The sequence below is a fragment of the Sphingobium sp. Z007 genome, assembly GCF_900013425.1.
Classification (GTDB): Bacteria; Pseudomonadota; Alphaproteobacteria; order Sphingomonadales; family Sphingomonadaceae; genus Sphingobium.
The window spans coordinates 447,473-465,925 of sequence record NZ_FBXK01000001.1; the positions used below are offsets into that span (position 1 = coordinate 447,473).

At 62.1% G+C, this 18,453-nt stretch carries 18 protein-coding genes; 15 read left to right on the plus strand and 3 right to left on the minus strand.

Features of this window, described 5'->3' with window-relative positions; genetic code table 11:
* Window positions 1–18 precede the first annotated feature (18 nt).
* The 7 genes from CEQ44_RS02115 to CEQ44_RS02145 all read left to right on the plus strand — a co-directional run bounded on the left by CEQ44_RS02115 (window position 19) and on the right by CEQ44_RS02145 (window position 8,074).
* Window positions 19–1,140, plus strand: coding sequence for an acyl-CoA dehydrogenase family protein (locus CEQ44_RS02115; RefSeq protein WP_088181921.1), 1,122 nt, complete (start codon window positions 19–21; stop codon window positions 1,138–1,140).
* Window positions 1,140–2,342, plus strand: a complete 1,203-nt coding sequence (locus CEQ44_RS02120; protein WP_088181920.1) for an acyl-CoA dehydrogenase family protein — start codon at window positions 1,140–1,142, stop codon at window positions 2,340–2,342. The genes CEQ44_RS02115 and CEQ44_RS02120 overlap by 1 nt, the downstream gene beginning before the upstream one ends.
* A 120-nt stretch (window positions 2,343–2,462) precedes the next feature.
* On the plus strand, window positions 2,463–3,983 hold the full coding sequence (locus CEQ44_RS02125) for a class I adenylate-forming enzyme family protein (RefSeq protein WP_176400178.1): 1,521 nt from the start codon (window positions 2,463–2,465) through the stop codon (window positions 3,981–3,983).
* A 29-nt stretch (window positions 3,984–4,012) separates the two neighbouring features.
* On the plus strand, window positions 4,013–5,302 hold the full coding sequence (locus CEQ44_RS02130; RefSeq protein ID WP_088181918.1) for a MaoC family dehydratase N-terminal domain-containing protein: 1,290 nt from the start codon (window positions 4,013–4,015) through the stop codon (window positions 5,300–5,302).
* On the plus strand, window positions 5,303–6,100 hold the full coding sequence (locus tag CEQ44_RS02135) for an enoyl-CoA hydratase/isomerase family protein (RefSeq protein WP_088181917.1): 798 nt from the start codon (window positions 5,303–5,305) through the stop codon (window positions 6,098–6,100).
* A 30-nt stretch (window positions 6,101–6,130) separates the two neighbouring features.
* Window positions 6,131–7,273, plus strand: a complete 1,143-nt coding sequence (locus CEQ44_RS02140) for an acyl-CoA dehydrogenase family protein (protein ID WP_088181916.1) — start codon at window positions 6,131–6,133, stop codon at window positions 7,271–7,273.
* Window positions 7,274–7,309: 36 nt separating this feature from the next.
* The gene (locus CEQ44_RS02145) at window positions 7,310–8,074 is read left to right on the plus strand and encodes a crotonase/enoyl-CoA hydratase family protein (RefSeq protein ID WP_254913624.1); all 765 of its coding nucleotides are present in this window, start codon (window positions 7,310–7,312) and stop codon (window positions 8,072–8,074) included.
* On the opposite strand, the gene CEQ44_RS02150 is transcribed toward CEQ44_RS02145, so the two are convergent.
* A complete protein-coding gene (locus CEQ44_RS02150; protein WP_088181914.1) occupies window positions 8,064–8,942 on the minus strand; it encodes an alpha/beta fold hydrolase in 879 nt (292 codons plus the stop codon). The genes CEQ44_RS02145 and CEQ44_RS02150 overlap by 11 nt on opposite strands.
* Before the next feature lie 178 nt (window positions 8,943–9,120).
* Here CEQ44_RS02150 and CEQ44_RS02155 point away from each other — a divergent pair, with 178 nt between their 5' ends.
* Genes CEQ44_RS02155 through CEQ44_RS02165 form a run of 3 tightly spaced genes read left to right on the plus strand, consistent with a single transcriptional unit; the run spans window position 9,121 to window position 11,466 of the window.
* Window positions 9,121–9,903, plus strand: coding sequence for an enoyl-CoA hydratase-related protein (locus tag CEQ44_RS02155; protein ID WP_088181913.1), 783 nt, complete (start codon window positions 9,121–9,123; stop codon window positions 9,901–9,903).
* 4 nt (window positions 9,904–9,907) lie between these two features.
* Complete coding sequence (locus tag CEQ44_RS02160) at window positions 9,908–10,678, plus strand: SDR family oxidoreductase (protein ID WP_088181912.1); 771 nt, start codon at window positions 9,908–9,910, stop codon at window positions 10,676–10,678.
* Window positions 10,679–10,680: 2 nt separating this feature from the next.
* Window positions 10,681–11,466, plus strand: a complete 786-nt coding sequence (locus tag CEQ44_RS02165) for an enoyl-CoA hydratase/isomerase family protein (RefSeq protein ID WP_088181911.1) — start codon at window positions 10,681–10,683, stop codon at window positions 11,464–11,466.
* Between the two features lie 45 nt (window positions 11,467–11,511).
* On the opposite strand, the gene CEQ44_RS02170 is transcribed toward CEQ44_RS02165, so the two are convergent.
* On the minus strand, window positions 11,512–12,519 hold the full coding sequence (locus tag CEQ44_RS02170) for an NAD(P)-dependent alcohol dehydrogenase (RefSeq protein ID WP_088181910.1): 1,008 nt from the start codon (window positions 12,517–12,519) through the stop codon (window positions 11,512–11,514).
* 134 nt (window positions 12,520–12,653) lie between these two features.
* On the opposite strand from CEQ44_RS02170, the gene CEQ44_RS02175 reads away from it, so the two are divergent.
* The 4 genes from CEQ44_RS02175 to CEQ44_RS02190 are packed head-to-tail and all read left to right on the plus strand — an operon-like array spanning window position 12,654 to window position 16,716.
* A complete protein-coding gene (locus tag CEQ44_RS02175) occupies window positions 12,654–13,442 on the plus strand; it encodes an NUDIX hydrolase (protein WP_088181909.1) in 789 nt (262 codons plus the stop codon).
* A 56-nt stretch (window positions 13,443–13,498) separates the two neighbouring features.
* Window positions 13,499–14,596: an acyl-CoA dehydrogenase family protein gene (locus CEQ44_RS02180; protein ID WP_088181908.1), complete on the plus strand. Its 1,098-nt coding sequence runs from the start codon at window positions 13,499–13,501 to the stop codon at window positions 14,594–14,596.
* On the plus strand, window positions 14,593–15,804 hold the full coding sequence (locus tag CEQ44_RS02185) for an acyl-CoA dehydrogenase family protein (protein ID WP_088181907.1): 1,212 nt from the start codon (window positions 14,593–14,595) through the stop codon (window positions 15,802–15,804). The genes CEQ44_RS02180 and CEQ44_RS02185 overlap by 4 nt, the downstream gene beginning before the upstream one ends.
* Window positions 15,805–15,831: 27 nt before the next feature.
* Complete coding sequence (locus tag CEQ44_RS02190; protein ID WP_088181906.1) at window positions 15,832–16,716, plus strand: DMT family transporter; 885 nt, start codon at window positions 15,832–15,834, stop codon at window positions 16,714–16,716.
* A 4-nt stretch (window positions 16,717–16,720) separates the two neighbouring features.
* Here CEQ44_RS02190 and CEQ44_RS02195 read toward each other — a convergent pair whose 3' ends face one another.
* Window positions 16,721–17,314 (minus strand): TetR/AcrR family transcriptional regulator, encoded by a 594-nt coding sequence (locus CEQ44_RS02195; RefSeq protein ID WP_088181905.1) that lies wholly within the window; start codon window positions 17,312–17,314, stop codon window positions 16,721–16,723.
* Between the two features lie 83 nt (window positions 17,315–17,397).
* Between CEQ44_RS02195 and CEQ44_RS02200 the strand changes: the two genes are divergently transcribed.
* Window positions 17,398–18,450, plus strand: a complete 1,053-nt coding sequence (locus CEQ44_RS02200; protein WP_088181904.1) for an aldo/keto reductase — start codon at window positions 17,398–17,400, stop codon at window positions 18,448–18,450.
* Window positions 18,451–18,453 lie beyond the last annotated feature (3 nt).

Below are 18,453 nucleotides of genomic sequence, written 5' to 3' on the forward strand. Positions count from 1 at the left end.
CACACACAAGGAACGAGCATGAACTTTGACCTGTCCGACGAACAGAAAATGCTCGCGGAGCAGGCGCGCGGGCTGCTGGGCGAGCGATCATCGTCCGACCGGCTGCGCGAATTGATCGATGCGGGGAAGGAATGGGACGAGTCGCTCTGGCGCGAAATTGCCGAGATGGGCTTTCTGGGCGCTGCCCTGCCGGAACAATTTGGCGGGTTGGGCATGACCGAACTGGACCTGGGCGTCATCAGCGAAGAATTGGGCCGGGCTAATACGGCACTGCCCTTCTTCTCCTCCATCGTCCTTGCCGCCGACGCGATCAACCTGGCCGGGTCCGGCGCGCAAAAGGAAAAATGGCTGCCCCGGCTTGCCAGCGGCGATGCCATCGGCACCCTCGCCTATGCCGAGGGGCCGGCCGGGTGGACCGGCAACGCGGTCAAGACGCACTATGCCGCAGGCGCAGTGACGGGCACTAAGACTCCCGTGGCCGATGCCGGTATCGCGACGGTCGCGGTCGTGTTGGTCAAGGCCGCCGATACATTCATGCTGTCGCTGGTAGAACTCGACCAGCCCGGTGTTACCCGCACCCGCCTCAACAGTTTCGACCAGTTGCGCGCCCATTACAGCCTGGCGTTCGATGCAGTTCCTGCCGAATTGCTGGAAAATGCGCTGACCCAGGACGTGATCGATCGGCTATTTGATCGTGCGGCGGTCCAGGCCGCGTTCGAAGCGGTCGGCGGCGCGGACGCCTGTCTGGTGATGGCGCGCGACTATGCCATGGATCGCCAGATTTTCGGTCGTCCGCTGTCTAGCTATCAGGCGATCAAGCACAAGCTTGCGAATATTGCGGTTGGCGTCGAACTGGCGCGGTCGAACGCCTATTTTGGCGCCTGGGCGGCACTGAACGATCCCGATGCTCTGCCGGTTGCCGCGGCATCGGCCCGGTTGATGGCCATCGACGCCTTCGAAAACGCCGCGCGAGAAAATATCCAGGTGCATGGCGGCATTGGCTACACGTTCGAGGCGAACTGCCATTTCTACTATCGGCGCGAAAGGACGCTCGCGCTCAGCCTTGGCGGCCGCGAATCCTGGGCAGATCGGCTCATCAAGCATCTTCCCGGATCGCAGTTCAAGGCGGAGGCGGCATAATGGATTTCAACGACACCCCCCAAGAAGCGCTGTTCCGCCAGGAAGCGCGCCAATGGCTCGCCGCCAATGCGCCGGCTTTCGAAAAGTCCGAAGGCATTTCAGAAGCGCAGGAAGTCGCGCTGGGCAAAGCCTGGCAAAAGCGCCTGTCCGAAGGTGGCTATGCAGGCATATTGCTGCCCCGACAATATGGCGGTCGCGGCGCCACCATCGCCGAAGCGACTGTGTTTGGTGAGGAAGAAAGCAAATATCATCTCGCCAAGGAAGCCTATATCGGCATCGGGCTGGGCATGGCTTTGCCGGTGATCTTCAAGCATGGCACGCCCGAACAGATCGAAAAGTTCGCTGGCCCCACTCTGCGCGGTGAAATGACCTGGTGCCAGCTGTTTTCGGAACCGTCCGCCGGGTCCGATCTGGCCGCGGTGCGCACGCGCGCGGTCCGGGATGGCAACGATTATGTGGTCAACGGCCAGAAAGTCTGGTCGAGCTGGGCGCATCATTCCGACTGGGGCATATTGATCGTCCGTACCGATCCTGGCCTGCCCAAGCATAAGGGGCTGACCTTCTTCGTCGTCGACATGAAAACGCCGGGCATCGAGGTCCGCCCGATCCGTCAGATCTCGGGCGCGAGCGATTTTAACGAAACCTTCCTGACCGACGTGCGCATCCCCGAATACTGCCGCATCGGCGCAGAGGGCGAGGGGTGGGCCTGCGCTATGACAGTGTTGATGGGCGAGCGTCTGAACCAGGGGAGCGAGGGCAATGGCGGCGGCATCGCCGACTTAATCCAATATGCGGCAGACACACCCCGCGCCGAGGGTACTGCGCTGGATTCGTCCGCGACCCGAACCGCACTCGCCTGCGCCTATGCCGAAGAACAGGCGGAGCGCTATTTCCAGGCCCGCCTGCGTACCATGGTATCGCGCGGCGAAAATCCTGGCGCGCTCGCCTCGATGGTCAAGCTTGCCTACACCAATCGTTATCAGAAGACGTCCGGGCTGGCGCTCGAAATGCGCGGCCCGGCGGGTCTGGTTGCCGAAGAGGGTAGCGACACCGCGCGAATTCAGGGCGACTATATCTGGTCTACGGCGCTGCGAGTCGCTGGCGGCGCAGACGAGGTGTTGCGGAACCAGATCGCCGAGCGCGTGCTGGGGATGCCGGGCGAAATGCGCGCCGACAAGAATATCCCCTTCGATCAGTTATAAGGCCGCCGCCTGCTCCACCTGCCACCTTGCGTGAGGAGCGTAAGAACGATAACCTAGTTATATAAGAAGCGTAGACATCATTGCGACATGAGTCTGCATGAGTATTTTCGGGGGTTTGCAATGTCCGTTTTTTCCGACCTGCTCAATGGCGTACTGACGATAGACCCGTCTGCGGACGTCATCGATTATCAGGGCAGATGGTATAGCTGGCAGGAGTTGGGCGACACTATCGGTGCGATCCGATCGCTGCTTGCTACCCTGGGTCTGGGTCAGGACGCGCGCGTGGGCGTGATGGTGAAGAACCGTCCGTCGCCCTTCGCCGCGGTGCTCACGGCAGTGGCCGACGGCATGACCATGGTGTCGATCAATCCGCTGTTGCCCGACCACCGGCTGATCAAGGATCTGGACGGGCTGGACCTGCCCGTCGTCATCGCGGAACAGGCAGACCTTGACCGTCCGGGCATATTGGATGTCCTCAAGGCCGCTGGAACGGCCGTCATCGAACTGCCTGGCATATTGGAGGGCGCATATTTTCGTCCCGGCTATGAACATTTTGGCGACACTGTAAAGGTGACTGAGCCGGGCATCATCGTCGAAATGCTGACCAGCGGCACGACCGGCAAGCCCAAGCGGGTTCCGCTCCAGCGCGCCGCCTTCGACCAGAGTTTCGAAGGGGCGCTCAGCTATGAAAAGGATCGCAAGCCCGGCGAAGCGGCGATCCTGCGGCCCGGTATCACCATCCTATCCAACCCGATGACCCATATCGGCGGGCTGTGGGGCGCGCTGACCTGTATCGCGGGCGGACGCAAGGCTTGCCTGCTGGAAAAATTTTCGGTCGCCAGTTGGCATGATGCGATCAAGCGCCACAAGCCCAAGGTCGCAGGCGCGGTGCCCGCCGGCCTCCGCATGATTCTGGACGCCAACATCCCCAAAGAGGATTTGGCCAGCCTGGTCGCGATCCGCACGGGCGCGGCCCCGCTCGATTTCGAAGTCACCAAGGAGTTTATGGAGCGCTACGCCCTGCCGGTGCTCCAAAATTACGGCGCGACCGAATTTTCCGGCGCGGTGGCCGGATGGGCACTCAAAGATTTCCACCAGTTCTGGGACAAGAAGCCGGGCAGCGTCGGGCGTTTCCAGCCCGGCGTTAAGGGTAGGGTGGTCGATCCAGACACAGGCGAGGAAAAGTCCGTTGGCGAAGAAGGCGTGCTGGAGATGAAGGCGGCGCAATTCGGTCTGGGCGACGTCTGGTTGCGCACGACTGATCGCGCGATCATCGATACGGACGGCTTTCTGTTCATCAAGGGACGCGCCGATCTCGCCATAATTCGTGGCGGGTTCAAGGTGCATCCCGACGACATTAACAAGACCTATGAACTGCATCCCGCGATCCGGGAGGCCGTTACCGTGGGCATGGAAGATCGCCGCCTGGGCGCCGTGCCGATGACGGCGATCATCCTCAAGGATGGTGCCGACGCGCCGTCCGAAGCGGAACTGAAGGACTATGGCCGGGACCATCTGATGCCATATCAGGTGCCGGTAAAATTCCTGATCGTCGATGACGTGCCGCGCACCCCATCAATGAAACCCGCGCTGCCGCAGGTGCGCGACCTCTTCAAGTCCGACGCCGCCGACGCGGCCTGAACCATCTGAATATTGGGAAAGAGACTGACATGGCGACCAAATCCCCCGACGACATCAAGCAAAGCGACGAATGGCAGAAGGCGGTCGATTATGCGATCACCGACAATGACATCGAACGGCAGGAAAAGCTGCTGGGCTATATGCAGGCGGCCAAGACGCGCGAATATATCCAGACCGCGACCACCGACAATATCCGCAATTTCGCCCATGGCACCGGTGACGACAATCCGCTGTTCTGCGACCCCGAATATGCCCGCGGCACACGCTGGGGCAGCGTGATCGCTCCTGGCATGATGGTGGGCCAGATCAACGCCCCGATGCTGGGCGATGCGCCCGGCGACGACATTAAGGCGCTGCGCAAAAGCCTGTGGAAGGGCGTCCATGTGTTCGTGTCGGGATCGACTTGGGACTGGTATCGCCCTGTTTTCCCCGGCGACACCATCTACAGCTATAATGGCGACGAGACGTCGGAAGTGAAGACGTCGGAATTTTCGGGCCGCTCCGTCATTACGGTGCGCAAGGATGTGAAGATCAACCAGCGCGGCGAGGTGGTCGCCGTCTACCGCATCCTGCGCGTGCTGACCGAGCGCAAGACCGCTGCGAAAAAGGGCAAATATAGCGCCCTGGAACCGGCGACCTACACCGACGAGGACATCGCCAAAGTCGATGAAGTCTATGCGGCCGAGATGGTGCGCGGCGCGGAAACGCGCAACTTCGACGACGTGCAGGTGGGCGAAAGCTTGGGCAAGATGGCTAAGGGGCCGCTCACGGTGACGGACGTCATCGTCTATCATGCCGGCGGCTATGGCTTCGTACCCTATGCGCCCACGGTCGGTCGCCTGGCGCATAAGAACCGCAAGCGCATCCCCGCCTTTTACGTGAAGAATGAATATGGCGTGCCCGACGTGGCGCAACGTCTGCACTGGGATCCGGTCTGGGCGCAGGCGATCGGCAACCCGATGGCCTACGACTATGGAGTCATGCGCGAAAGCTATCTTTGGCATTATCTCAATGACTGGGCTGGCGACGACGGCGTCATCACCCATGTCCATGACGAAATCCGCAAATTCAACTATATGGGCGATGTCCAGACGATCACCGGCGAAGTCACCGGCAAGCGTGAGGAAGGCGGCCAGAACTTGGTCGATGTGAAAGTCATATTCACCAACCAGCGCGGCGACGAGACCGTGCGCGCCACAGCGACCATCGCGCTGCCCAAGAAGGGCGGTATCGCCATGTACCCGGAAGTCCCACGCGATCTGGCGGAGGAAGCGGCCAAGATGATGCAGCGCCACTGGGAATTGTCGAGAAAGAAGTAAATGAGCTTTCAGACCATCAGGGTGGAAGCACGCGGGCCGGTCGAGATCGTTACTCTCGACCGGCCTACGGCGCTCAATGCCCTTTCCGAACAATTGGTCGCCGAACTGGGCGACTATGTCTATGCGCTCAAGCATCGGCGCGACGTGCGGGTAGTGATCCTGCGTGGCGAAGGCCGGGCCTTCTGCGCTGGTCTCGACATCAAGGAAAACCGCCTCGAAACCAACGAGACCCGCTTCCAGAGGAGCTGGCGGGGGCAGACGCAATTGGGCGATGTACTCAAGGGGATGCGCCTGGCGCCGCAACCCTTCATCGCGCTGGGTCATGGATCGGCTTGCGGAGGCGGCTTTTCGCTCTTGCTCGCGTCCGACGTGCGTTTCGGCACGCCTGATCTGCGTATGAACGCCGCCTATATCAAGATCGGCCTTGGCGGCGCGGACATCGGCTCGAGCTATTTTCTGCCACGTCTCGTAGGGGCCAGCCTGGCGGCGGAACTGTTGCTGACCGGCCGGTTCATCCATGCCGACCGAGCCTTGAGGCTGGGTCTGCTCAGCGACGTTGTGGAGCCGGACAGACTGCTCGAAACCGGCCTGGCATTGGCGGATGAAATGGTCGCCAATTCGCCCTATGGCCTGGCGCTGACCAAGCAGGCGCTCAACATGAACATCGATGCGCCCTCGATCGAATCCGCTTTTGCGATCGAGGATCGGCAACAGGTGATGCTCGCCGGGACAGAGGATCATCGGGAAGCGATGACCGCCTTTGTCGAAAAGCGCACGCCACAATATCTAGGGCGATAATAGCGCCTGACTTTCGATCTGGAGATCATCATGCTCGACACTTCCGCCCGTTTCGCCTTCAACGACGATCATGCGATGTTTCGCGACACCGTGCGTCAGGTCTTTGCCAAGGAACTAGTCCCCAATCTCGACAAGTTCGAGGAGGAAGGGATCGTCAGCCGGGATTTTTGGCGGGCCTGTGGCGACGCGGGTATGTTATGCCCGACGGTCAAAGAAGAACATGGCGGGCTGGGGCTGGACTTCGGCTTCAACGTCGTCGTCGCCGAAGAACTGGCCTATGCGGGATCGTCGGCGGGGATCACCCTGCAAAGCGACATCACGGCTGAATATATAGAGGTCTATGGCTCGCCCGAGCAGCACGCGAAATATCTGCCCAAAATGGTCAGCGGCGAATGTATCACCGCGATCGCCATGACAGAGCCAGGCACCGGATCGGACCTTCAGGGCATCCGCACGACTGCCAAGAAGGATGGCAATCATTATGTCATCAACGGGTCCAAAACCTATATCACCAATGGCCAGAATGCCGATGTCGTCATCGTCGCGGCCAAGACCGCGCCCGAACTGGGGGCAAAGGGCGTCTCGCTGATCCTGGTCGATGCCGATGTCGCCGGTTTCAAGCGCGGACGCAATCTCGACAAGGTTGGCCAACACTCGGCGGACACGTCGGAACTGTTTTTCGAAGATGTGCGCGTCCCCATCACTAATTGCCTGGGTCAGGAAGGGCAGGGCTTCATCTATCTGATGAGCCAGTTGCCGCAGGAACGCCTCTCCATTGCCGTCTCTGCTCAGGCCGCTGCCCAGCGCGCGTTCGACGAAGCGGTCAGTTTCACCAAGGAAAGGCAGGCGTTCGGCCAGGCGGTGTTCCAATTCCAGAATACCAAATTCACGCTGGCCGACATGAAAAGCCAGTTGCAGGTTGGCTGGGCGCATCTCGACTGGGCGATCAAGCGGCATATGGCCGGTGCGCTCACCACCGCCGAAGCCTCCGCCGCCAAGCAATGGCATACGGACATGCAGGGGCGGGTGATCGACATGGCGCTACAGCTTCATGGCGGCGCGGGCTATATGAACGAATATATGGTCGCCCGCCTGTGGCGCGACGCGCGCGTCACGCGCATCTTCGGCGGAACCAACGAAATCATGAAGGAAGTGGTGAGCCGCTCCCTTTAATAGCGGGGGTTTGCCATGTCGGAACAGCGTGTCCTCATGACCGTCACGGACGGGGTGGCGGACGTCCGCCTCAACCGGCCGGACAAATTGAACGCCATTGACGAGGCGCAGTTTCGCGCAATCGCCGACACGATCGCGAATATCGCGGCGCGCCGCGATATTCGATGTGTCGTCCTATCGGGCGAGGGCAGGGCGTTCAGCGTCGGTGTCGACCTAGACAGTCTCGCGAATGCGCCTGCCTTGCGCGATTTGATGCCGCGGACCCATGGCGCGGCCAATCTTTTCCAGCAATGCGCCTGGGGGTGGCGTACATTGCCAGTGCCGGTCATTGCAGCGGTGCATGGCTATGCCTTTGGGGCAGGATGCCAGATGATGCTGGGGGCCGACATCCGCTTCTGTGCGCCGGACACCGACATCTCGGTGATGGAAATGCGCTGGGGCCTGATCCCTGACGTCGCCGGCACGGCATTGCTGCGCGGGTTGGTCCGCGAGGACAGACTCCGGGAAATCATTTTCACCGGACGTCGCTACACGGGCACGGAGGCATTCGAGATCGGGCTGGTCACACATCAGGCGGCGGCCCCCCATGCCGAGGCGATGGCGATGGCGCGCGCAATTGCCGATTCCAGTCCCGATGCCATGCGCGCGGCCAAGCGATTGCTCAACCTCCCATGGGCAATCAGCGATGGCGACCTGCTGCTGGCCGAATCACGGGAGCAGGAAGTGCTGTTAGCGTCGGACAATCATGCCGAGGCTGTGCGTGCCGGTCGTGACAAGCGCGCGCCCATTTTCAAGAACTAGGGCGCACTGGCTTATTGGCCAAGATCCCGCTGAGCGCGGCGATCAACGCCAGCGGTTGCTCGATCATGATGTGATGATTGCAGGCGGGTATGGCAACGGGCGTTCCGGCATGGGGCGCGATCTTGAGCGCCAATGCCACGCGATCGGCCGTCATCACGTTGCTCTCGGTCCCGTAAATGACGTCCACGGGTAATTGCAGGCCGAACAGTTCGTCGCGATAGCGTTCGGCATTGAGCGAGACTGCGGCTTGAGGATCGAACTTCCAACTCCATCCCGCTGCCGTCTCTACCACGCCATGGCGTGCGATATGATCGACGATAGCAGGCACGGGCTCCTTGACCTCCGGGATCAGCCGAAAGCGGGCTAACGCGCTATCCAGATCGGGATATAGCCGCAGCGGCTGCGTGGGGATCTGGTGCGCCTGTTCTTCGACGGTGGGGATGCCCGCATCGATCATGATGAGGCGATGTACGCGCTGCGGCGCGCGCTTGGCGGCCAATATCCCGCCCATCGTCCCGAAGCTGTGCGTGACCAGGGTGAAAGGATCAAAACCGCAGGCTGCCGCCACGGCCAATATCTCCCGCCCATTCTGCACCCGGCTATAGTTTTCGCGCCGATCGCTATCGCCCATGCCGGACAGGTCGAGGGCGACCACCCGATAACGGTCCGTGAACGAAGGCGCGATATGATCCCACCATCGCGCATGTGCGCGAAACCCATGCACCAATATCAGGCCCGGCAGCGATGCCACGTCCATGTTCCAGCCGCGGCAAGCGATGCGCGCGCCTTCCACCGGCACCGAAAATATGCGCGGGATATGCGCCCATTGAGCCGCCAGCCAATCGTCCAGCGCTGTTTCGCGCGACATGCATTATTCCTCTTTCGCCGGGCATCGCATGATCGCAAACACGAATATGCGGTGCTATACAACCTAGTAAACTTGGTTCATAGGGGTGTGGAGTAGCGTGTCAAACCGGCTTTAGACGGGTGGACGAAGTGCCCGCTTCACCGCTTCCCGAAGGCCGAACCGGAGAGCAAAGACAAGCATGGCCTACGAAACGATTCTGTACGACATTGTCGATGATGTCGCCGTCATCAAGATGAACCAGCCCCAGACGCTGAATGCGATGACCATGAAAATGGGTGAGGAACTGCTGGACGCTGTGTGGCGCGCAGAGAAGGATGCGCGTGCGATGCTAATCGGATCTGTTGGCCGCGGCTTCTGTTCGGGGGCCAATCTCGCCGAAGGCGGCATCGACCTTACCGATCCCGCTCGCGACATGGGCGGCAATCTTGACGGCATATTCAATCCGATCATCTATCAGATGCGGGCGGCCGAAATCCCGGTCGTGACGGCGGTCAAGGGACCGGCTGCTGGGGTCGGTTGCGGAATAGCGCTTGCCGGCGACATGATTGTCGCGGGCGAAAATACGATCTTCTTTCAGGCGTTCAGCAAGGTTGGCCTCGCCCCCGATGGCGGCTCCTCCTATTTGCTGGTCAAAGCGATCGGCCGTCCCCGCGCGATGGAAATGATGCTGCTCGGTCCCAAGCTCAAGGCACCGCAGGCGTTGGAATGGGGCATGATCAACCGGGTCGTGGCCGACGATGACGTCGATGACCGGGCACTTGATCTGGCGAAGGAACTGGCGCGCGGCCCCCGCTCGCTCGGCATCATCAAGCGCGTGGCCTGGGCCGCGCTCGACGCATCCTTTGAAACGGCATTGTCCAATGAGCGCGTCGCGCAACGGGAAGCCGGGCGGACCGAGGATTTCAGCGAAGGCGTCGCTGCTTTCCGCGATAAGCGCCCAGCGCAGTTCAAGGGCCGATAAGGTGATGCCATCATCGCCGCTTTTCGACCTATCCGGCAAGGTCGCCATCGTCACTGGCGGCAATGGCGGGCTGGGTTTGGGCATGGCCAGAGGGTTGGCGCAGGCGGGTGCCGCTATCGCGATCGCCGCGCGGCGCGCCGACAAGGCCAAAGCTGCTCTCGTCGCGTTGGAATCGATAGGCGCAAAGGCGATCTTCATCGAAACCGACGTTGCGGATCGCGCATCCTGTTTCGCCATGGCGCAGGCCGTCGCAGATCAGCTTGGACGGATCGACATATTGATCGCGAACGCCGGGATTGGCGAGGGCGCGCGGCCAGAAACCATGAGCGAAGCGATGTGGCGCCGCACACTCGATATCAATCTGTCGGGCAGCTTCTTCAGCGCGCAGGCCGTGCATTCGCACATGAAGGCGTCGGGTGGCGGCAAATTGGTGATGCTTGGCTCCATGACCTCGATCTTCGGGGCGGCGGGGGCCGCCAATTATGCCGCCAGCAAGGGCGCGGTGGTACAACTCGCCAAATCGCTCGCCATCGCCTGGGCGCGTGACAATATCCAGGTCAATGCCATCCTGCCGGGCTGGCTCGTTACGGATATGGTTGCCGACACGAAAGCCAAGGTGCCCGGCTTCGATGAGGCGATCGTGGCGCGCACGCCCGCGCGGCGCTGGGGCGAACCCGACGACTTGGCGGGCACCGCCGTCTATCTCTGTTCGCGCGCATCCGATTTCGTCACCGGCGCGGCGATCGCCGTCGATGGTGGCTATGCGGTGATGTAGGCATGGCGCTGATCACCATCAGCGATACGGGCAATGTGCGGACGCTGACCATTGATCGGCCCGGCGAGCATAATGCCATCGGCCCGGATTTGCTGGCCGAACTCGCATTGGCGCTGAGAGCCACGCGCGCTGACAACAATATCGGCGCATTGATACTGACAGGGGCCGGCGCCATGTTTAGCGCAGGCGGCGATGTGCAGGCGTTGCTGGATGGCCTGTCGACGCGCGACGTTGCGACCGAAGGCGCTGCGCTGGAGGCAGCGGTCATGACCGTGGATCTGTTGCGCACGATGCCGATTCCGACTTTGGCGGCCGTCAACGGCCCCGCGGCAGGCGGCGGCCTGGCACTCGCGCTCGCCTGCGATTTGCGCATCGCTGCCGACAGCGCAAAATTCGCCTATGCCTACGGCGCTATTGGACTGGCAGGCGATCTGGGCGTCAATTGGCTGCTGGTTCGTGCGTTGGGACAGGCGCGGGCGCGAACTATCGCCTTTGGCGGCGCATTCGGTTCGCAGCAGGCGCTCGCTATTGGTCTGGTGGAAAGCGTTGTGCCCGATACTGCTCTGGCGGCAGAGGCGTTGGGCCGGGCGCGCAAACTGGCGCATATTCCCCTATCCGCCGCTACCGCGATCAAGGCCAATCTCGATTTTGCCGCCGACCAAGATTTTGCAGCCGCAGCCGCGCATGAGCGCGATAGCTTTCAGACTTTGCGCGGTAGCGCGGCGCACCGATCGGCCGTGGAGGCATTTATGCAGAGAACGGCGCGAAGATCGCGTGGATGGCAATGATAGGACAGGCGTTGGGAACACGCCTGACGCCTGCCTTGTCCCAGGTCAGATTTCAATGCCGATCTTGCCGAAATGGCGGCCACTTTCCTGGTGGCGAAAAGCATTGGCAAGCTCGACCAGGGGAAAACGCATATCGACCACGGGCCGGATGCCGGTGGCATTGATCGCGGCGATCATGTCGAGCTGATGCCTGCGGCTGCCGACTGTCACGCCGATCACGCGCGCCTGCTTGCCCATCAGCAGCGCGGTCGGCACTGGCCCCTGCACCCCGGCCAGCACGCCGATCAGCGAAATATGGCCGCCCACGCGGATCGCCGACAGCGATTGTGGCAGTGTGCCCGCGCCGCCGATTTCCACGACATGATCGACGCCGCGCCCATCGGTCAGCTTCTTGGCAGTCGATCCCCATTTGGCATCCCCACGATAATTGATGAGGTGATCGGCGCCCATGGCCTTCAAGCGCTCCAACTTCTCGTCGGAGGATGATGTGGCAATGACGGTAGCGCCCATCGCCTTGGCGAATTGCAACGCAAAGATGGAAACGCCGCCTGTACCCTGCACAAGTACGCTGTCGCCCGCCTTGATGCCGCCTTCGACCACCAGCGCGCGCCAGGCGGTAAGCCCGGCGCAGGTCAGGGTGGCCGCTTCCATCGCATCATAGCCGCGCGGGACATGGGTGAACCAGTGCGCAGGCACGGTTATGGCTTGGCGTGCATAGCCATCGACGCCGTCGCCCGGCACATTGGCGAAGCCGCCGTCCTGCGGTCCGCCTTCGATCCAATCGGGGAAAAAGGTGGAGACGACGAGGTCGCCGACTGCAAATTGGGTCACGCCCTCCCCCAGTGCGATGACCTCGCCCGCACCGTCCGACAGGGGAATGCGCCCAGCTGGAATCGGGATGCCGCCGGTCACGACGGCATAATCATGATAGTTGAGTGAACTGGCCTGTAACCGCACCTGAATTTCGCCCGGACCGGGTGCCAATGCTACAGGCAGGTCGACAACGCGCAGCGTGTCGAGCGTTGCGGGGCTGCTGATCTGGATCGCCTGCATATATCTTCTCCTGGAATTGCGGGTCGTGGCTTCTGGTCCGCAAAGAAAGCTTGTCCTTCGATCCATCCTGTCCCACACATAGGCAAATAAGTGAACCTTGTTATGAATCGTCAAACGGTCGGGGCGGGTATGATATGGCAGAGCGACCCAGGGAGATAGCGATACCGCGATCGGCGGCCACCATCCTGCTGGTCCGGGATGCGCCGTTCGAAGTGCTGATGGTGCGGCGTCATGCCGCCCAGACTTTTTCTTCTGCACTGGTCTTTCCAGGCGGGACGGTGGACGAAAGCGATCGGTCCGACGCCTGGTTGGAACTTGTCACCGGCGGGGAGTCATTGGACGTAACGGAGCGGGCGCTGCGGATCGCCGCTTTCCGCGAGACGTTCGAGGAAACATCTGTGCTGCTGGCACGCGACGCTGGCGGCAAGCCTGTCGGCTGCGTCAGCAAGACGCGCGGTGATTTTCGCACGGTCGTTGCGGAAAGCGGCGGTACGCTCTGGCTCGACGATCTGGTCAAGTTCGGCCACTGGATTACGCCGGTCAACGGCCCCAAGCGATTCGACACGCATTTCTTTCTCGCCCAGACCGCTGTGGATCAGGAAGCGGTGTGCGATGGCGGGGAGGCTGTCGCGCTGGAATGGGCGTCGCCGACATCGATATTGGCGCGCGCCAGTGCGGGAGAGCGGTCGATCCTGTTCCCCACCCGCATGAACCTTCGACGGTTGGCGGAGTCCGATACTGTGGCAGATGCCCTGAGCGCGGCGCGCGTGCGCGCCGTCTTCACCGTGCTGCCACGGGTCGAACGGCGTGAAGGCGGCATGGTCGTCATGATCCCGCGTGAAGCGGGTTATGGCGAAACCGAGAATTTCCATCCGCATGAAGAGATGGCCGGCCATGTCGCCGGGCAACCTGACAAAGGCTGATAAGCGAAAATTGCGGACGCTGGCCCGATGGCCGCGTTCGCCTAGAGAGGCGATGGATGTCGATTTTATATGATGAGGGGCAGCAGGCGATCGGCGGGGAGGCCGTGCGAATCCTGGCCGACCGCACGCGCAGCGAGACGCTTAAGGCATTGCTGGAAACGACCGGCCGCTATGATGCGGGCTTCTGGGACATTTGCAAGGAGCAGGGCTGGACCGCCGTGGGCGTTCCCGAAGAATTTGGCGGGATCGGCCTGGGCCTTGTCGAACTGGGCCTGATTGCCGAAGCGATCGGTCAGGTCGCGGGCGGCGCACCCTTTCTGGGGACAGGCTATGGCGTGGCGCAGGCAATTCTGCGCTACGGGTCCGATGCATTAAAGGCCCAGTGGTTGCCGACTTTGGCCAGCGGCGAAACGATCGGCGCGGTCGCCTTTGCGGAGGGCGCCGATATGCTGCCACCCCAGCCGCTGATGCGCCTTGCCAATGGCCGCCTGACGGGCGTAAAACCGGCGGTATCGGCTGGCGGTAGCGCCGACATCGCGATCCTGCTCGCTTCGGGCGAACATGGTCCGGTTCTCGTGCTCGTCGAACTGGCGGCGGACGGCGTGACGCGGGAATTGATCGACACGTTCGACAATAGCCGCTGTACCGCTGACCTGCACTTCGACGGCGCGGAAGCGATCATCCTGATCCATGAGGGCGCGTTGGCTGCGGCCCGCGCTGTGCTGGAGTTGCAGGCCGTCGTCACCGCGCATGAACAGGTGGGCGGCGCAGAGGCGATGCTTGGTAAGGCGCGCGACTATGCGATGGACCGCCGCGCCTTCGGCCAAGTGATCGGCGGATTTCAGTCGGTCAAGCACCGCATCGCGGAGGATTATGTGTTGGTGGAACTGGCCCGCGCCAACGCCATCCAGGCCGCAGCATCCGAAGGCAAAGCCGATTTCGGTCCTAACGCGGCGGCCGCACGGCTGTCGGCGACCGAAGCCTATGACACTGTTTCGCGCGACGCGACGCAGGTGCATGGCGGCATCGGCGTCACCTGGGAAGCAGACCTTCATTTGCATCAGCGTCGTGCGCGCACGCTCGCGATCGAGAATGGCCCGTCGCTGTTCTGGGAAGATGCGCTGGTTGATTATCTGGTGGGAGAGGCCGCATGAACACCGATCTGGAACGCTATCGCGCCGATGCAATGGCCTGGCTGGCGACCAAGGCAGCGCAGTTCGGCCGCGCCGCGCGCCGGGGCCTGTCCGAAGCGGAGGATCTGGCGCTTGGGCGTCGCTGGCAGGCGGAAAAATTCGCCGCAGGCTATTCCGCCATTACTTGGCCCAAAGAACATGGCGGCCAGGGGCTGGGGGCGCTGGAGAAGCTGGCTTTCGAGCAGGAGGAGATGAAGCACAGCTTTCCCAACGATTATTTTGCGGTCAGCCTGGGCATGCCCGTGCCGATCATGCTGCGCTATGTGCAGAACGACTGGGCCAATGCGCGCGCGACCAGGGCGCTGAACGGCGACGAAATTTGGTGCCAACTCTTTTCCGAACCGGCCGCCGGGTCCGACCTGGCCGGGCTGCGGACCCGCGCGGACCGGGAAGAAAGCACCGGCGACTGGATCATCAACGGCCAGAAACTGTGGACCACCTGGGCGCAATATGCCGATTATGGCGTGATCGTCGCGCGCACCGACCCGAACGTCGCCAAGCATCGGGGCCTTACCTATTTTTGGATCGACATGAAGGCGTCTGGTGTCACCGTGCGACCGGTCAGGCTGGCGGAAGGCCGTTCCGAGGTGAACGAGGTCTTTTTCGACGATGTCCGCATTCCCGACAGCCAGCGCCTCGGCCCGGTTGGCGGGGGCTTTGGCGTGGCGATGGAAACGCTGATGATCGAGCGCTATCAGGCGACCGATCCTACGGGATTCGGGCCGCCGATCGACTTGTTCGTGGAAGAGGCAATGGCGATGTTTATCGGCGGCAGGCCCGCGATCGAGGATGGGCGCGTGCGTGAACGCATTGCGCGCACCTATGCCGCGCAATCGGCGCTGGCGGCGATCCACCGCCGCGCCTTGCTCAGCCTTGCGGCCGGGATGCAGCCGGGGCCGGAAGGATCGGTGCATAAGCTGGTGTCCGTCCGCACGCGCCAGAAGCTTAGCGAATTTGCGATGGATCTCAAGGGCGTCAACGGGATGCGCTACGACGAGGACAAGACGCGCAAGGAAAGCTGGTCGAAAAGCTGGATGACCGCGCCCACCGGGCGTATTGCGGGCGGCGCGGACGAAATGCTGCTCAATACCATCGCTGAAAAGATATTGGGTTTGCCGCAGGACCACCGGCCGGACAAAGGTGTGGCCTTCAACGACATACCACGCTGATCATCGCACCACTGTCATGGAGTATGCATGCCGCTACGGGACTTCCTGATTTTCCTAGCGATTTGTGTAGCCTGGGCGCTGAATACGATCGTCAGCAAGCTCGTCGTCACCGACATGGCCGTGCCACCGCTTTTCTATGCGGCGGTGCGGACATTGGTGGTGGGAGCATTGCTTTATCGCTATCTGTTCCCAATGCCTGCGCAGATATGGCGGGTGTGCGTCGTGACTTTGCTCGTCGGCGGCGGGGGCTTCGCGCTAATTTTTATCGGCTTGCAGACGGCCACGCCGTCGTCGGCCGCCGTAGTCATCCTGTCACAAACGCCGCTGACGATCCTTTTTGCCGTATTGCTGCTGGGCGAAAAAGTGGGGATTAGGCGCTTTACCGGCATGCTGTTGACATTGGCCGGGGTACTGGTCGTGCTGTTTGATCCGGTGGGTATGCACGGCTCGATCGGCCTCATATTCGTGGGATTATGTGCGTTGGCGGGGTCGCTTGGCTCCGTGATGCTGAAGCAATTGCCGACGGAGCCCATCCGCCTTCAGGCATGGGGCGGGGTATCGAGCAGCATCGTCTTGATACCGATCAGCCTGTTGCTGGAGAAGGGGCAATGGACTGCCATGGGCGCTGCGGGCTGGCATTTCGTCGCCGCGCTGCTTTTTTCCGCCGTGGTGGTGTCCGTCATCGCGCACACGACCTATTATGGCCTGCTCCAGCGCTATGACGCCAATATGATCGCGCCGCTCACGCTGATGACGCCGATCCTGACCATTGCCTTTGGAGCGTTGATCACCGGGGATCCGATCGGCTGGCGCCTGATTGCCGGTGCGTTGCTCGCGGTGGGCGGGGTTATGATCATCGCGATCCGGCCCAGCCGCACGCTACCCAAATGGCTGATCATGCGCGATCTTTAGGCGGTCAGCCGCCGGCGGCCAGAGCTAATGCCACTGCATCGCCGATCCGGCGGCGGAATGTCTCGGGCGTGGGCGCCTTGCCCTGCTTGGCACCCCGTGCGGCATGAACAAGAACGCTCGCGACCTGGGTAGTGGAGATGTTCTTGCCGGCAAAGCCGATGTCCCCTTCGGCTTCCGCCCGGTCCAGCATCGCCTGGATGCGCGCGCGCGGGCGTGGTCCGCCCTGCGTGAAGTGGTCGGGATGCGCCGCTACGAAAGCTTTGAGTTCGCCCAGATGCTCGGCATCGCCGAACCATTCCAGCGCCACGCCGAAATAGGCGTAAAGCAATGCGCGCAGGCGTTGCGACAAGGGGGCGTCACTGGTTTCCGCCGCGACGGCGCGGCTCTCTACTTCGGCCTGGCAGCGGTCCAGCATCATCGCGAAGATCGCCACCTTGCCGCTGAAATGCAGGTAGAGCGTGGCCTTGGCTACGCCCGCTTCGCGCGCAATGTCGTCCATCGACGTGCGGCGATAGCCGTGTCGGACGAACAGGATGCGCGTGGCGTCGACAATCTGGTCTAGCCGCAGGATGGTGGCGGGGCGGGGCGCTGCATTCATGACAACGGGATATACAAATACTAGACCAAATGCAAGAATATGGTCTAATCATTCCACTAATGGATTCGGGTGAGAGGGCTGCCATGCGCTATATCAATCTGGGTAATACCGGGCTGAAGGTTTCCCGCCTTTGCCTTGGCTGCATGACCTATGGCGCGATGGGAGACGGAACTGCCAGTACCGGTCATGCCTGGACGCTCGATGAGGAAGCGAGCCGCCCCTTCTTCCGCGCCGCACTGGAAGCAGGGATCAATTTCTTCGATACCGCCAATGGCTATTCGGCCGGGACTTCGGAAGAATATGTCGGGCGGGCGTTGAAGGCGATGGCCCGCCGTGATGAAGTGGTGATCGCGACCAAGGCCTATATCCCTTGGCGCAATGCGCCCAATGCCGGTGGACTGAGCCGCAAGGCCTTGTTTCAGGCGGCGGACGACAGCCTGCGCCGATTAGGCACCGATTATATCGACCTGTACCAGATTCATCGCTGGGACGACGACACCCCGATCGAAGAAACGATGGAGGCGCTGCACGACATCGTAAAGGCCGGCAAGGCCCGCTATATCGGCGCATCGTCGATGTGGGCCTGGCAATTTTCCAAGGCGCAACATGTCGCGCAGACCAATGGCTGGACCCGGTTCGTGTCGATGCAGCCGGAGGTCAACCTGCTCTACCGCGAGGAGGAAAGGGAGATGATCCCGCTATGCATCGACCAGGGTGTCGGCGTCATCCCCTGGAGCCCGCTTGCGCGCGGCAAGTTGACCCGCCCGTGGGAGGTCGCCACGACGCGATCGCAGACCGACCAGTTCGCGCAACATCTTTTCGGCAAGACCGAGGAGCACGACCGGCAGGTAGTCGACGTGGTGCTGGCGCTGGCCCGGAACCGTGGCGTCGCCCCGGCCCAGGTCGCGCTCGCCTGGTTGCTGGCCAAGCCCGGTATCACCGCGCCGATCATCGGCGCATCCAGGGCGGAGCATCTGAACGACGCCATTGCGGCGCTGGAGCTGGTCTTGGACGACGCGGAGATCGAGGCGCTGGAGGCGCCCTATATCCCGCATGCCGTGGTCGGCCTGGCGTTTCCCGTCGCGTTCCGGGGGCGGCTGACGCCGCCTTCGGCGGTTGAGAAGGGAGGCAATTGACGA